Annotated in this window: 9 protein-coding genes; 6 read left to right on the top strand and 3 right to left on the bottom strand. The window is 47.9% G+C overall.

Going from position 1 to position 15858, the window contains the following annotated elements; all coding sequences use genetic code 11:
* The first annotated feature begins 191 nt into the window (after positions 1 to 191).
* Positions 192 to 3122, top strand: a complete 2931-nt coding sequence (locus HC229_RS14120; protein WP_191021150.1) for a helix-turn-helix and ligand-binding sensor domain-containing protein — start codon at positions 192 to 194, stop codon at positions 3120 to 3122.
* Here HC229_RS14120 and HC229_RS14115 read toward each other — a convergent pair.
* Complete coding sequence (locus tag HC229_RS14115; RefSeq protein WP_191021149.1) at positions 3119 to 4402, bottom strand: UDP-N-acetylmuramoyl-tripeptide--D-alanyl-D-alanine ligase; 1284 nt, start codon at positions 4400 to 4402, stop codon at positions 3119 to 3121. The two genes, HC229_RS14120 and HC229_RS14115, sit on opposite strands and share 4 nt — an antisense overlap.
* A gap of 53 nt (positions 4403 to 4455) precedes the next feature.
* Positions 4456 to 6168, bottom strand: coding sequence for a gliding motility lipoprotein GldJ (gene gldJ, locus HC229_RS14110; RefSeq protein ID WP_191021148.1), 1713 nt, complete (start codon positions 6166 to 6168; stop codon positions 4456 to 4458).
* 207 nt (positions 6169 to 6375) lie between these two features.
* On the opposite strand from gldJ, the gene porU reads away from it, so the two are divergent.
* The 5 genes from porU (at position 6376) to HC229_RS14085 (ending at position 15026) form a co-directional block, all read left to right on the top strand.
* Complete coding sequence (gene porU / locus HC229_RS14105; RefSeq protein WP_191021147.1) at positions 6376 to 10227, top strand: type IX secretion system sortase PorU; 3852 nt, start codon at positions 6376 to 6378, stop codon at positions 10225 to 10227.
* Between the two features lie 40 nt (positions 10228 to 10267).
* Positions 10268 to 11476, top strand: a complete 1209-nt coding sequence (gene porV, locus HC229_RS14100; RefSeq protein WP_191021146.1) for a type IX secretion system outer membrane channel protein PorV — start codon at positions 10268 to 10270, stop codon at positions 11474 to 11476.
* A gap of 103 nt (positions 11477 to 11579) precedes the next feature.
* On the top strand, positions 11580 to 12062 hold the full coding sequence (gene cdd / locus HC229_RS14095; RefSeq protein WP_191021145.1) for a cytidine deaminase: 483 nt from the start codon (positions 11580 to 11582) through the stop codon (positions 12060 to 12062).
* A 231-nt stretch (positions 12063 to 12293) separates the two neighbouring features.
* Positions 12294 to 13292, top strand: a complete 999-nt coding sequence (gene pdhA, locus HC229_RS14090) for a pyruvate dehydrogenase (acetyl-transferring) E1 component subunit alpha (protein ID WP_191021144.1) — start codon at positions 12294 to 12296, stop codon at positions 13290 to 13292.
* A 3-nt stretch (positions 13293 to 13295) separates the two neighbouring features.
* The gene (locus HC229_RS14085) at positions 13296 to 15026 is read left to right on the top strand and encodes a pyruvate dehydrogenase complex dihydrolipoamide acetyltransferase (RefSeq protein ID WP_191021143.1); all 1731 of its coding nucleotides are present in this window, start codon (positions 13296 to 13298) and stop codon (positions 15024 to 15026) included.
* A gap of 65 nt (positions 15027 to 15091) precedes the next feature.
* Here the strand turns inward: HC229_RS14085 and HC229_RS14080 are convergent, their stop codons facing one another.
* Positions 15092 to 15388 carry a hypothetical protein gene (locus tag HC229_RS14080; RefSeq protein ID WP_191021142.1) on the bottom strand — a complete coding sequence of 99 codons (297 nt, stop codon included), beginning with the start codon at positions 15386 to 15388 and terminating at the stop codon, positions 15092 to 15094.
* Positions 15389 to 15858: the final 470 nt, after the last annotated feature.

Below are 15858 nucleotides of genomic sequence, written 5' to 3'. Positions count from 1 at the left end.
TACAATATTAAATATAAATATTACATATTCCCAACCAAAATCATTACAAAAACACATCAGACAAGAAATCAAAACACTACAAAACCTTATCAAATAATTTATAACTTATTGTTTTAAAACGAATTATTTTTATTTTTACGATGTTATAAAAATGTTAACCAAACTTATCTACCCTTACAATTGAAACCCTTATGCTTTACAACGTTGTAGTAAATAAATATCTTAAAACCATAGCTTTACTCCCAACTCATCTTTTCCTCGACGCCAAATTAATTTACATCGTTTTCGTCACATTTTGCACACCGTCGGCTCACGCCCAGATTAAAAATACCGGCCTTCCGGAGATTTCTAACTTCAAACGCACGGATTATAAGGCCGGAACACAGAATTGGAACATCGGACAGGACGCCAACGGAACGATGTACTTTGCCAACAACGATGGTTTGTTACAATTTGACGGGTCATCTTGGAAAACGTATCGGCTACCGAATAATACTGCGATAAGAAGCCTGAAAATCAAAGGTTCGCAGATATTTGTCGGCGGATATAACGAATTCGGTTACTTTAGCCCCGATGCAAAAGGGAAGTTGAAATATACATCCCTGGCGTTGCTCGTCAATAAAAATCACCGCTCTCAAATCGACCTGATCTGGAAAATACACGCCATAGATGCAAAAATCATTTTTCAGTCGTTTGAAAAGAATTACATCTTCGACGGAAAAAACCTGAGACAGGCAGAAGCTCCCAATCGCTTTCAATTTTCGTTCGAAGTCAACGGATCGCTGGTTTACCAGGATGTGGGCAATGGGTTGCTCGAATATAATGACGGACAATTCGACCCACTTCCGAACACGGCCGTCTTCAACAATACCGAAGTTTGGGGAATCATCGCGATCGACGCCAAAAAGTGGTTGATCGCCACCATCGACGAAGGCCTGTTCCTGTATCAAAATGGGCAGGTCACTCCCTGGAAGACAGAAGCCGACGCCTTTATGAGGCGCAATAGTTGCCTGGGAGGGGAAATGATACAAAATAATTTTATCGTGCTCAATTCGGTTCTCGACGGCATGATCATTTGCGACATGAACGGAAAGATCATCCAACACATAAACCGAAAAAAGGGCATACAGAACAACACCGTACTTAGCTCGTTCGTAGACAACCGCTCGAACTTATGGCTCGGGCTCGACAACGGGATCGCATTTGTAAACGAAAGCTCACCGTTCACCTACTTTTCTTCGAGTTTCGAATTGAGTACGGTGTACGCTTCGGCTGTGTATGACGGCTATTTATATGTTGCGACGAACCAAGGCCTGTTCTATCATAAATGGAGCAAGCCTTTCAAGGAAGATTCTTTTGTATTGGTGCCCGGGACCACCGGCCAGGCGTGGAATATCCAAGTTGTGGAAGGGCAACTTTTTTGCGGCCACAACCGCGGACTGCTCCAAATCAAAGGCAATAAAATCGTCAAAAACCTTGATCCCAACGGTTATTGGGGCATAAAGCGACTGCCGAATACCGATGGCTATTACATCGGATCCAATTACCAAGGTTTCACGATCTTCAAAAAAGCGGATAATGACTGGAAGTTCGTCAATTATGTGGACGGGCTAAACAAGTCCGCCAACACGTTTGAGGTCGATGGAAACACAGTGTGGCTCCGAAAGGACAACCTTGTGTACCGAATGAAGCTCAGCAGCGACCTGAGCAAGTTCAGTTCCGTCAAAATATACGACCGTCTCGGCGACCGTCAAAAAGGGATTGGGAGCATGCAGCGCCTCGACAATAAAATCTACTTCCAAAGCAACAACAAATTTTATACGTATGCATTGGATGTCGACGGCTTTGTCCCGGAAACAAAGTACACTTCAATGTTCAAGGACCTGCCTACTGCCCGGTTCATCGAGCAGGATAAACTCGGCAACCTGTGGTATGTGTTCAACGAATCCATGGGCCTTTTACTAAAACGACCGGACGGCTCCTACGCCAATAGCGTCGCTGGCCTTTCCAATCTTACCGGATTTCTGGTCAACGATTATGTGTCGGTCAACACGATTGACAGGAATGACATCCTCATCGGTCTTACGGACGGTTTGGCGCATTACGACGCGTCCCTGTTCCGCAAAGAGGAAAACAAGCCAAAAGTCTTCATCCGGAACTTCTCGTTTCCAGGCGACACATTGCAAGTAGCGAATATCGGCGGGAAAATCGACGGACACGAACTTCGGTATCGTTCGAATAATGTAAAGTTCGTATTTGCGGCGCCTATGTATGAAAATCTCGAGAATCTCGAATATTCTTATCGCCTCAGCGGATTCGATGAAAAGTGGAGCAATTGGACCAATGTTTCTATTAAAGAATACACCAATTTGCGCGAAGGCGACTATACGATGATGGTCAAGGTGCGCAACTCGTACGGAATACAATCGGACGCAACGTCGTTCAACTTCAGCATTTCGCCACCGTGGTACCGGCATTGGCTGGCTTACGTCGCCTATTTGGCATTGGGCATCCTGGCGATTTACCTGACCCGACGCAGGGTGAGACTACAGATAAGGCGCAACAAATATTTCGAGACCGTAGAGCAACGCAAAATCTATCTCGAGAAAGAATCGCGCATACGACAGGAGCAATACGACCTCGAGAAAGAAATCGAACGCCTGCAAAACGAGAAGCTCAAGATCAAAATCCTTTCGAAAGACAAGGAATTAGTGAACAATTCGTTACAAGTCGTCAAGAAGAACAAGGTGTTGAACGGCATCATCTACAAGATGAAGGAAATCGATACCGAAAGCCTTGACGAGGCGGCAAAATTCCAGCTTTCCAAACTTAACAAGAGCATCATTAAGGAGGTAAATGCAGACAAAAGCTGGAACGACCTCGAGAAACACATCCGGAACGTACATTTCGATTTCCTCAAAAGACTCAAGGAAAAACATCCCGACATTACGCCGCGCGAATTGGATCTTTCGACGTATCTGCTAATGAACATGTCTACCAAGGAAATAGCCGAAATCATGAACATTTCCAATGGAGGCGTGGAACTTGCCCGTTACCGGTTGCGCAAAAAATTAAACCTTGAAAAGAAGGAGAATCTTACGGGCTACCTGATGCGAATCTAAACCGGCAAGTAATCGAGGATGCGTTCCAATGCCATTCCCCTCGATCCTTTAATAAGCAAAGTTTTGTCGGACAATGTGTTGACGACATCGGAGGAGATGAAACTTTCGAAATCGGGATAAAAGTGCAACTGCTCGTCGTCAATTCGGTTACGGAAAAAGTCGTTTCCGATAAAATGCGCGCTCACGCCCTTACCTTTGAGCGATGCCACAAGCTGTGCGTGTTCATCAGCGGACTCCTGCCCGAGCTCGAACATATCGCCGAGAATCATGACTTTGTCGCTTTTGTCCAGTGCGAGGAAATTTGCCGTTGCCGCCGCCATGCTGCTAGGATTGGCATTATAGGCATCGAGGATGATTTCGCCGGCGCCGCGCGTAATCAATTGTGAACGGTTGTTGGCGGGAACGTAAACTTCGATCGCATGCTTGATGTCCACATCGGCAACGTTGAAATATTTTCCTATCGCGATCGCAGCGCTTATATTGTTCGCATTATAACTCCCGATCAGGTTCGAACGCACCTCAATTCCGTCAAACCACGCGGCCACGAAAGGATTAGCCGAAACACGTCCGATCGCGACATCTACATTTGCCGCTGTTCCAAACGTAAACCGGTCGATCCCTTCCGATTTCTCGATTTGGATCGCATCGTCCGCATTTACGATAGCCGTCTTGTTGTTTTGCTTCAGATACGTATAAAGTTCGCTTTTTCCTTTGATCACGCCTTCAACGCCTCCGAAACCTTCGAGATGCGCTTTTCCGAAGTTGGTGATGTAGCCGACGTCGGGCGTCGCGATTCCGCAAAGAAACTCAATTTCTTTCTGATGGTTGGCACCCATTTCAACAATCCCGATTTGCGTATCCGGCGTGAATGACAACAACGTAAGTGGCACGCCAATGTGGTTGTTGAGATTGCCTATCGTAGCCACGACCTTAAATTTCCTCGACAACACTGCGTTGATAAGTTCCTTTGTCGTTGTTTTCCCGTTGCTTCCGGTGAGCCCGACAATCGGAATGGCGAGTTGCTGACGATGATAAGCTGCCAGCTGTTGCAGCGCGACAAGACTGTCTTCGACGACGATCGTCCGCTCATCGATAAAATATTCGGGATTGTCAATAACGACATAGGCCGCGCCTTTCTGCAGCGCTTCGGACGCAAACGTATTAGCATCGAACCGCTCGCCTTTTATGGCTACGAACATTGCATCCTGCCCAATCTTGCGCGTGTCGGTCGCGATACCGGACGTAGCGCGAAACAGATTGTAAATTTCGGGTAAAGTCATAAAAAAAAGAAAGCCCTAAATTAGGGCTTTCTGGTTATTTTCCAATCACTCGATTAGTGATGTCTTGCTTTTTTCTTTTTATCCGATTTCGGACCTACTCTTGACATAGCGCAACGGAAACCGATATAATCCGTAGCCATATCCTGAGGGAAGTATCTCCTCTGTGCAGGATCGAGCCAGTAAGCGCGGTCTCTCCAAGATCCTCCTTTGTAAACGCGAACGTCGTCGTTGATCAAAGTCGTTCTCTTGTTCGATTTATCGTAAGCGCGAACCATATTGCCCAAACTGTCGGCAGATACGTTGTGGTCAGGCGAATCGTACATCTTGCGGCTGTCGGCAGCTTTGTTCTTATCGGTATCGGCATCTTCAGCACCAACATCGAAATAACGTGTCGATTGCTTGTCACCATCGCGGAAGTTACGGTTGTCCGACTTATCGAAATTCACACGAAGGTACGTTTCTTTTTCGTCAACAGGAACCCTTGCAATTTCCCCAGGGAAATTTCTGGCGATGATCTTTCCGTTTGAAAGCGTGTCGTAAGCGATGTTTTCAGTTGTTACGATTTCAACTTTTCCGTCTTCACCGATCTTGTTCTTCATGTAAACGTTACCACGGTAATAGTTGAAGTCACTTACTTCATCGTCAACGATAGGACGGTAAACATCGGCAACCCATTCTGCTACGTTACCAGCCATGTCATAAAGACCGAAGTCGTTTGGAGGGTAAGATTTAACAGCGTTCGTGATATCGGCACCATCGTCAGACCATCCTGCGATTCCACCGTAATCTCCTTTTCCTTGCTTGAAGTTAGCCAATTGGTCACCACGCACCTGACGTTTGCCAGAACGTGTGTAGCTTCCGGACCAAGGATATTTCTTTTGTCCTTTGTAAATATTGTACTCGCGTTGACCTACGTCAGCGGCAGCGGCATATTCCCACTCTGCCTCGGTTGGAAGGCGATATTCAGGAAGGATAAGCCCTGAAGTTCTTTGGGCGTAAACGTTTTTAGGCTCGGAAGTCGTTCCGTCAGCAGCTTTCGTGCCTTGCGGCTTGCTGCGTCCGTTGGCTCCTCTTTTCAAGACAAGCTCTTCGTTTCCTCCGTATGTTTTCGTCGGTGCAGCCAAATACGTTTCCGTAGAGAAAGAGCTCTCCGGAGTCGAAGCCAGTTTTGCGTCTTTCTTGAGGTATTTCTGATCTTCAAGTGTCTTTTCATTGACGCGGTCTGTTCTCCACTTGCTGAATTCAACAGCCTGGATCCAGTTCACACCTACTACAGGATAATTGGCATAAGCCGGGTGACGAAGGTAATTGTTCGTCATGGTTTCGTTATATCCGAGGCGGTTTCTCCAAACCAAAGTGTCCGGACAAGCACCTTCATAAATGTGCTGATAATTCTCCTGATCCGGCGGGAAGACACGCTTCAGCCAGTCAAGGTATTCCATATACATAAGGTTGGTCACTTCCGTTTCATCCATATAAAAGGATTGAACGTGCTGCTGATTCGGGGAGTTGTTCCAGTCGTGCATGATGTCGTCCTGAACCTTACCCATGGTAAACGTTCCGCCTTCGACCATTACAAGGCCAGGAGCAGTAGCCTGCTTCTTGAACTTAGAATTGTACTGAAAGCCGCCTTTTTTGTCGTTTATTTTCCAACCCGTAGCGCTCGAGGTGTTTTTCGAGCTTGAACTCTTGCTACAAGAAGCAAAACCGACCACTATTACCGAAGCCAGTAACAGTCTGATAGCCATAATTTTGTTTACTTTCATACTTTAGTAGGTGTAAATTTCGTGGCGCAATATAATAACAAATCGTTAAACTGCAACACATCATTGAAAATTAATCGCTTTTCGTCGGCTTTTCCTGCCGCATAATCGTTGAAAACGGAAATTTGTTTCAATTATTATATCTGTACTCCCAAATAAATTATTTTTACGCTTCGTAATATTTAGCGGGCGCAAGCGTTAGTATCTCTGATGAAAAAAGCAGTACTCTTCTCCATCCTTTTCCTGTCCAACCTGTGTTTTTCGCAACAGAGCGGAACCGCTGCCCTGACGTGGACCGACGTCAGCGAATACGTCAACGGAGGTTCCAAGGCGAGAATCCCGCAGTTCAACGTTTCGAACATGCATTTCGACTGGGCGGAAATGAGTTTGTCCTACACGCTTTCGGTTCCGCAAAACGGACCGGTCAATCCGACCTCACTCCAGTTGTCCAACGTCGTATACGAAACCATTTCCCAAAGCGCATTGGGCGATCTGAAACCCGCCTCGGTTCCAACCGTACAGAAGGCGACTTTGCAAAGTAAAAACGCCAGGGATTCCTATTACGCCGTCATCAGATTGCATCCTATAATAAAGGAGAACGGTGTTTTCAGGAAACTCGTTTCTTTCAACTATGTTTTTTCTTCCGGAAACGCGACTGCGCGGCCGCAATTTTCCAATGCGGTCAACGCCATTTCGAACTCGGCGCTGGCTACGGGTGATTGGTATCGATTTTATGTCGAAAAGTCCGGTGTCTACAAAATATCGAAAGGCTTTTTGCAGAGCCTCGGAATGAATACGAACGTCGATCCGAGGAAAATCAAGATCTATGGCAATGGCGGGCAGATGTTGCCACTGCGAAATTCCGAGACGCCGTCTTACGATCTTGAAGAAAACGCCATACGTTTCATTGGCGAGGAAGACGGGTCGTTCGGCTCAGGCGATTATATCCTGTTCTATGCCCAGGGCGTCGACAATTGGAACGATGACAGCCAGACGCATATCAACCAATTTGCCGACCGTTCGTATTATTACGTGACGGCCAAAGGCGATAACGGCAAGCGCATACAAGACATGGCGCAACCGTCCGCTCCGACGGTGAATTTTACCGATTTTGAAGATTACCAATATCACGAGAAAGACCTCGTTAATATCGTAAGGCTCGGCAGGCGTTGGTTTGGGGAGCAATTCAACATTGAAAACGAGCAGGAATTTGAATTCGATTTTCCCGGCGCCGTGGCTTCGTCCCAGGCCAATATCAGGATTTATGCTGCGGCGGCCGCTTATACGCCTACCAACTTTGAAGTCCAGGCCAATGGACAGGCTGTCGGAACGCTCGCGATTTCGGCCATTCCTGCTACGGCGGAAACCGTTCATGCATACGGAAACGCGTTGGTGGCCAATGTGCCCGCATCCGAAGAGCTGAAAATCAAACTTACCTATAATAATAATGGTGTCCCGGGATCGTTGGGCTATCTCGATCACATAATCGTCAGGGCCAAGCGCCAGCTCAAAGGTTATAACAAACAATTCCGCTTTACTGCAGACAATTCCGCAAGCGTAGGCGTCGGACAATACCAATTTTCGAATGCCGGCAACATTCCCGAAGTCTGGGACGTTACGGATATTTTCAATGCGACCAAAGCCGTCAACGCGTCACAAGCGACGTTTTCATTCAACGCCAGCCTTGGCGATCGCCGCCAGTATGTCGTTTTGGACAATTCCGATCTTTACGCCCCGAAAAAAGAATCAAAGTCAAAAGTCGCGAACCAGGACATCAAAGGGACCATTTTCCGCAACCAGCAAGGGCAATTCGAAGATGTGGACTATTTGATCATCGCGCCTGCCAAATTCTCCGGACCTGCCGAAAAACTTGCGAATTTCCATCGAAATTATTCCGCTTTGCGCACGCGTGTTGTAACGACGGAAATGATTTACCAGGAATTTTCATCGGGTAAGCAAGATGTAAGTGCGATACGGAATCTCGCGCATTATGTCTACAACAACGCATCGGGCGCGGCGAACCGGCTAAAATACATTTGCCTTCTCGGGGACGCTTCATTCGATTTCAAGAACCGCATTCCGAACAACACGAACCTCATTCCCGCCTATCACTCGCTGAACAGTTTCCAATCTAACGAGAGTTCTTTTATTTCGGATGATTTTTTTGGCATGATGGACCAGGACGAAGGAAGGCTCGACGGCTTGAACGGCAATGACCTTGGCGGAATCGACGTCGCCGTGGGCCGCATCATCGCGAATGAAGTCAACCAGGCCAACCAACTCGTCGACAAGGTCATCGATTACCACGATTTGAGGTCATATGGTGCGTGGCGCAACAATTACGTGCTGGTTTCCGACGATGCCGACAAATCCGGCGATGTCGAACTCCAGGTACGCCAGAACCAGCTTGGCACGGCCATATCGGCAGCCAAACCGTTCCTGAACATTGAAAAAGTCTATCTCGATTCCTACGAACAGGAAACCGCCGCGGGAGGGGCGCGCTATCCTAAGGCACGACAAGACCTCTTCAATGCATTCGAAAAAGGGGCGCTTGTCTTCAATTATCTCGGCCACGGCGGGGAAGACGGTCTTTCGGCGGAGCGCATCTGGATCAAGGAAGACGGGGAAAGCCTGAGCAACCGGTATAAATATCCGTTGTTTATCACAATCACGTGTGAGTTTTCGCGTTTCGACAATCCGTATCGCCCTACCGCGGGAGAATACACGTTCTGGAACCCGACCGGCGGCGCAGTTTCGATGATTACTACGGTGCGTTCGATAGGGCAATCGGCGGCACAAAACTTCAACGACACGTTGTCGCAATACTTGCTTTCGTATGTGAACGGCAACAGCACCAACACCTACGTCCCTATAGCTGAGGCACTGCGGCTGGCCAAGAATGCTTCCCTGGGAATTTCGCTTAATACTAATATCGTCACCTTTTTGGGTGATCCGGCCATGACGCTCGCCATCGCCAAACCACAGGTCAGGCTGACAAAAATAAACGACATTCCGCTCACGGGAGCAATTCCGGACCTTCAGTCGCTCGCGTATGTCAAATTATCAGGAGAGGTTGCAGATGAATTCGGCAATGCACTTCCGATCTACAACGGCGAAGTTGCGGTAAATGTCTACGACAAGGAGATCGGGCGTACGACGCTGAACAACGACGGCGTGGGCAGCCTGCTCAACTTTACCACGCTCGGGGAAACCATCTTTCGCGGCAATGCGACAGTGAATAACGGACAATTCGAGGTCGGATTCGTCGTGCCGCGCGACATCCGCGTGCCGGTCGGGAACGGACGCGTCAGCTTCTATGCCAAGCGAGGCCAGATCTTACTCGACAAAACAGGTTACGACACGACGATCAAAATTGGCGGAATCAACGTCAACGCGGCAGAAGACAACATCGGCCCGACCGTCAAACTCTATATGAACGACCAAACCTTCGTAAACGGAGGCATCACGAACGAAAATCCGATATTCCTCGCATTTCTGGAAGACGAAAACGGAATCAATACCGCTAGCGGGATCGGTCACGACATCGTTGCCATTCTCGACGGTGACGAGGCGAACCCATATTTGCTCAACGACTATTACGAAGCCGAGCTCGACAACCACAGGAAAGGACAATTGCGCTTTCCGTTCCGCAACCTCGAAAAAGGGCTGCACACGATCACGTTCAAGGCTTGGGACGTTTACAACAATTTGATCACAGCCGAGATTCAGTTTGTCGTGGTCGGGGACGATAAGATCAGGCTGACGAACGTCTTGAATTATCCGAACCCGTTTACCACGTATACGCAATTCTGGTTTTCTCATAACAAACCGTTCGAGCCACTAGACGTTCAGGTCCAGGTCATGACGGTAACCGGAAAGGTCGTATGGACCAAAAACCAGGTTGTAAACACCGAAGGTTTCCTTTCCCGCGAAGTGGTCTGGGACGGCAAAGACGATTTTGGCGACCGGATCGGCAAAGGCGTTTACATTTACAAACTGACGGTTCGCTCGACACTTACGAACTCTCAAACCGAAAAGATCGAGAAACTTGTGATACTTTAATAAAATACTATATTTGTTAATTCTAATTCCAATATACAGAATGAGAAAAATTGCTATTTCACTACTTTGTTTGTTCGCCATACAGATTTCCACCGCACAGATCGAAGAAGTAGACCGCGTGATCACGACAGGAGTTCCCTTCCTTTTGATCGCCGCCGATGCCCGTTCTGCCGGTATGGCCGACCAAGGTGTAGCGACATCCCCGGACGCTTTCTCGATGCAATACAATCCTGCGAAATTTGCGTTCTCGCGCGACAGACAAGGCTTTTCGGTCAACTATACGCCTTATTTGACGGAGTTGGTCAACGACATTTCCCTTGGCCAAATCACGTATTTCAACAAGTTTGACGAACGTATGGCTTTCGCGGGAAGCTTGCGGTATTTCTCGCTTGGGGAAATCGAGTTGCGCCAGAATTTCGACGATCCGGCACAGGTAGTGAAACCGAACGAACTGGCTTTGGATTTGGCTTACGCCCTAAAACTCGACGACAGGTTTTCGATGTCGGTCGCGGCGCGTTATATCAGGTCGCAACTGAAAATTCCATCCGAAAGCAATGACGTGAAGCCGGCCAATACCTTTGCGGTCGACATCGCGGGTTACTACGAGTCTGAAGAAGTCGCATACAATGATTTCAACGGTCGATGGAGATTGGGCTTCAACTTGCAGAATTTGGGTCCGAAAATCAAATACGACATTTCCGAAGACGATTCGAATGCCAACTTCCTTCCAGCCAACATGAGACTTGGTGGAGGTTTTGACTTCATCCTTGACGAATACAACAAAGTTGCCGTTGGTTTGGAATTTACCAAATTGCTCGTGCCGACGCCTCAAAAACCAGATTACGCTGCGTTTGACGCAAATGGTGACGGGGAAATCAGCGTAACGGAGCAGACCGCTGCCGAAGTCGCCAATAACCAGGAATACCGCGACATCAACTGGGTGTCGGGAATCTTCAAATCGTTTGGGGATGCTCCTGACGGATTCAGCGAAGAACTCAAGGAAGTCACATATTCGGTCGGTGCGGAATATATGTACCAGGATGCGTTCGCGTTCCGATTGGGTTACTTCAACGAAAACAAAGAGAAAGGGCAGCGCAAGTATTTCACGCTTGGCGCCGGCTTCCGCTACAACATCGTAAAGATAGACGTATCGTACCTGTTCTCGGCTTCTCAAGTGCGCAACCCGCTTGAAAACACGCTGCGTTTCTCGCTTACATTCAACTTTGGCGAGCCTTGGGAAGAATATTGATGTCGAACGACTCATAGCGTAAACCGATATAATCCAAATTTCCGAAAGGTAGTTTGGATTTTTTTTCCGCCAACCTGACGGATTCTAACAGATAAAACAATTGATGAAAGAAATCAAGATCACCACTTCGTTTCAGGCTTTCGATTCTACGGACGAACTTCCGTCAGATGTTTCGGAATTGATGGCAACGGCCGTTGAAGCGAGAAAAAATGCCTACGCTCCTTATTCGCATTTTCGCGTTGGCGTTGCAATCGCGCTCGACAACGGCAAAATCGTCATCGGGTCGAATCAGGAAAATGCGGCGTATCCGTCAGGGCTTTGTGCCGAACGGGTTGCGGTATTCCACGCGGGCGCGACCTATCCGGACGCGAAAATCCTCAAAATGGCGATTTCGGCCGCTTCGGACACCAATCCGACGACCGCTCCTATTCCGCCATGCGGGGCTTGCCGGCAGTCGATTGCCGAGTATGAAATCCGGCAGGACAGTCCTATAGAAATTTATTTTATGGGCGAGACCGGAGGCGTTTTCAAATCGGATTCACTCAAAAATCTGTTGCCGTTCACGTTCGATAAAAACTTCCTTTGAAAGCCCAAAATAACGGCTTTGTAAATTTTTGTTCCTGCGTGGAATATCGTATTTTTGCCTTTCGCAAATTTGTGTGAGAGCCACAAAACGAAATTTACTCTATGTGAGGCCGGAGTTACTTGATCGTTTGTGTTTTATCTGACCTGTAAAATCGGGACATGACATCAGATAAAAACTTTTTGCGTTTACTTTAGAAGTCAAACACACTAATCATTTAGCTCAAATTTTCAAATGAAAGAAGTAACTAAAGATGTATATCTGAAATGGTATGAGGATATGCTGTTCTGGAGGAAGTTCGAAGACAAACTCGCAGCGTTATACATCCAGCAAAAAGTAAGAGGATTTCTTCACCTATACAACGGTCAGGAAGCGGTTCTCGCCGGAGCGCTTCACGCCATGGATCTGTCGAAAGACAAAATGATCACCGCTTACCGCAACCACGTCCAGCCAATCGGAATGGGCGTCGATCCCAAAAAAGTAATGGCCGAATTGCTCGGAAAAGTTACGGGAACCTCAAAAGGTATGGGCGGTTCCATGCACATTTTCTCAAAAGAACACGGTTTTTACGGTGGTCACGGAATCGTCGGGGCGCAAATCCCGGTAGGTGCCGGAATCGCGTTTGCCGATAAATATTTCAACACCGGCGGCGTTACCCTTACCTATTTCGGGGACGGAGCGGCGCGCCAGGGATCGTTGCACGAAGCGTTTAACATGGCCATGCTATGGAAGCTTCCTGTGGTTTTCATCGTGGAGAACAACGGTTACGCGATGGGAACATCTGTAGAAAGGACCGCGAACCATACGGACATCTGGAAACTTGGTTTGGGCTATGAAATGCCGTGCGGACCAGTCGACGGAATGAACCCGGTAAAGGTGGCCGAAGCCATGCACGAAGCCATTGAGCGCGCGCGTCGCGGAGACGGACCGACTTTCCTCGAAATGAAAACATACCGTTACCGCGGGCATTCAATGTCTGATGCTCAGTTGTATCGCTCCAAAGAAGAAGTCGAAGAATACAAAAAAATCGACCCGATTACCCAAGTGCTTGACGTCATCAAGGACCAGAAGTTCGCTACGGATGAGGAAATCGCCGCTATGGACGAACGCGTGAAGAACCTTGTGGAGGAGTGTGAAAAATTCGCTGAGGAATCCGCATTCCCGGAAGTCAGCCAATTGTACGATGTCGTCTACGAGCAAGAAAACTATCCATTTATCCCACACAGACTTTAATATATGGCAACAGTAGTAACCATGCCGCGCCTTTCGGACACCATGACGGAAGGAACTGTGGCGACCTGGCTCAAAAAAGTGGGCGACAAAGTAGCTGAAGGCGATATCCTGGCCGAAATCGAAACCGACAAAGCGACGATGGAATTCGAGTCATTCAATTCCGGAACGCTTTTGCATATTGGCATCCAGGCTGGAGAAACTGCCGCCGTAGATTCGCTTTTGGCTGTAATTGGCGAAGAAGGCGAAGATATTTCGGCATTGATTTCCGGTGGCGGAAAGACTGAGGCTAAAGCGGACGAACCAAAAAAAGAGGACGTTAAAACCGAGGAGAAAAAGTCAGAAGAAGAAAGCAAGCCTGCGGCCGAAGCCGAGACAAAATCAGAGAACGGGAAAGGCGAACCAAAAGTAGACAATGCACCGTCCGGATTACCGGCAGGTGTAACCGTCGTAACGATGCCGCGCCTGTCTGACACGATGACCGACGGAACCGTAGCGACCTGGCTGAAAAAGGTAGGCGATAAAGTCGCTGAAGGCGATATCCTTGCTGAAATCGAAACCGATAAAGCAACGATGGAGTTTGAATCGTTCCAAGCCGGTACTTTGCTTGCCATTGGCGTCAAAGAAGGAGAAACGGCTCCTGTCGACTCTCTTCTGGCGATCATCGGGCCTGAAGGAACTGATGTAAGCGGTGTCGCTGCCAACTTCGGCAAAGGTGGCGCCGCTACTGCTGCTTCACCCGAAACGAAAGACGAACAAAAAGAGGAAAAATCTGAACCAAAATCAGAAGCGAAATCAGAAGATAAGGCCGAAGCGCCTGTAGAAGTCGTTTCCGATGGACGTCGTATTTTTATTTCACCGCTTGCCAAGAAGATTGCCGAAGAAAAAGGCATCAACATTTCCCAGGTAAAAGGTTCGGGCGAAAACGGACGCATCGTAAAATCCGATATCGAGAACTTCAAACCTGCCGATCAAGCTGCTCCCGCTGCTGCTGCTGCGTCCGAAGCTCCAAAAGCCGAGACCGCTCAGGCGAAACCTTTTGTCCCGGCCGGAGAAACGTACACAGAGGAAATCAAAAATTCGCAAATGCGCAAGACGATCGCGCGTCGTTTGAGTGAGTCGAAGTTTACGGCTCCTCATTATTATCTGACGATCGAGTTGGATATGGACAATGCAATCGCCGCAAGAGGTCAAATAAACGGCTTGCCTGACACCAAAGTCTCGTTTAACGATATGGTGATCAAAGCTTGTGCGATGGCGCTTAAAAAGCATCCGAAAGTCAATTCCCAATGGAAAGACGATGTGACGTTGATCCATCATCATGTCAACATTGGCGTTGCAGTTGCCGTTGAAGACGGATTGCTCGTTCCGGTGCTTAAATTCGCCGATCAGCAATCGCTGACTCAAATAGGTGCGAATGTAAAAGACGTCGCCGGACGCGCGAAAAACAAGAAGTTGCAGCCAGCTGAAATGGACGGAAGCACGTTTACCGTTTCTAACCTTGGTATGTTTGGGATTTCCGAATTTACGTCTATCATCAACCAGCCTAATTCTGCCATCCTTTCAGTAGGTGCGATCAAGGAACAGCCGGTTGTGAAAAACGGACAGATCGTTGTCGGGAACATCATGAAAGTGACGCTTGCATGCGATCACCGCACTGTCGACGGAGCAACGGGCGCGCAATTTCTGCAAACCCTTAAGCAGTTCATCGAAAATCCGGTTACCATGTTGGCTTAAATCGCCTACTATTTTCCATAAAAAATCCCGCTCACAAGGCGGGATTTTTATTTATAGCTTATTTTTTACTCCGTGGTAATGAACATTCCATCGCGTTTTACTTTTACACCGGTGGTCACCGGAGCGGCCGGTTTTTCCTGGACTCCCGAATCGATTTTTAAAGGAGCTTTTGCTTTCACTTTAATTATAGACTTGACTTTTGGCGACTTCGCGGGCTTGTCAAATGACGGGAACATAAATGCCTGGGCTTGCGCCAGTATCTTCTCAGAAATGCTGAACAATACCGATGGCCCTGGAATCGCCGACTTGCTGAAGCCCTGAAATCCTACGAGACACATCGCGATAAGCAACAATTTTTTCATGAGTGAATGATTTTTTCCAAATATATTGATTTAAAGTTAATATTCAGCTCATCAGGAAGTTAATATTTTTGGCGTGCCGGCGGCGTCTTCACGAGCAAATAAAGTGGAAGAAGCGGTGGGGCCGCCGTCGGGCTGTCCGCTGTATCTTTTGCCAAACCGAAAAGGTTCAGCCTCTTTTTCGTCGCTTTTTCGGTTAAAAACCTTTGCGGCTTAGGCAAAAGGATGCCGCTTCCATCCCTCACGCAACCCGTCCGGATGTGCCACAAGAAGTTGGCGGTCATTTTTCTACAAAAAAACTTTTTGTTTGCCATGCCCGTTCGCGCTGACAACGCTCCCGTCACATTTGGAGCAACGGTATAAAACAAAAAACCCTTCCTGTTTCCGGGAAGGGTTTCTAAAAGAAAGGCAGCGACATACTCTCCCACAAAATTGCAGTACCATCTGCGCAGGCGGGCTTAACTACTCTGTTC

This window comes from Flavobacterium selenitireducens, from assembly GCF_014748335.1.
GTDB classification, from domain to species: Bacteria; Bacteroidota; Bacteroidia; order Flavobacteriales; family Flavobacteriaceae; genus Flavobacterium; species Flavobacterium selenitireducens.
This window is presented reverse-complemented; position numbering and strand designations above follow the sequence as displayed.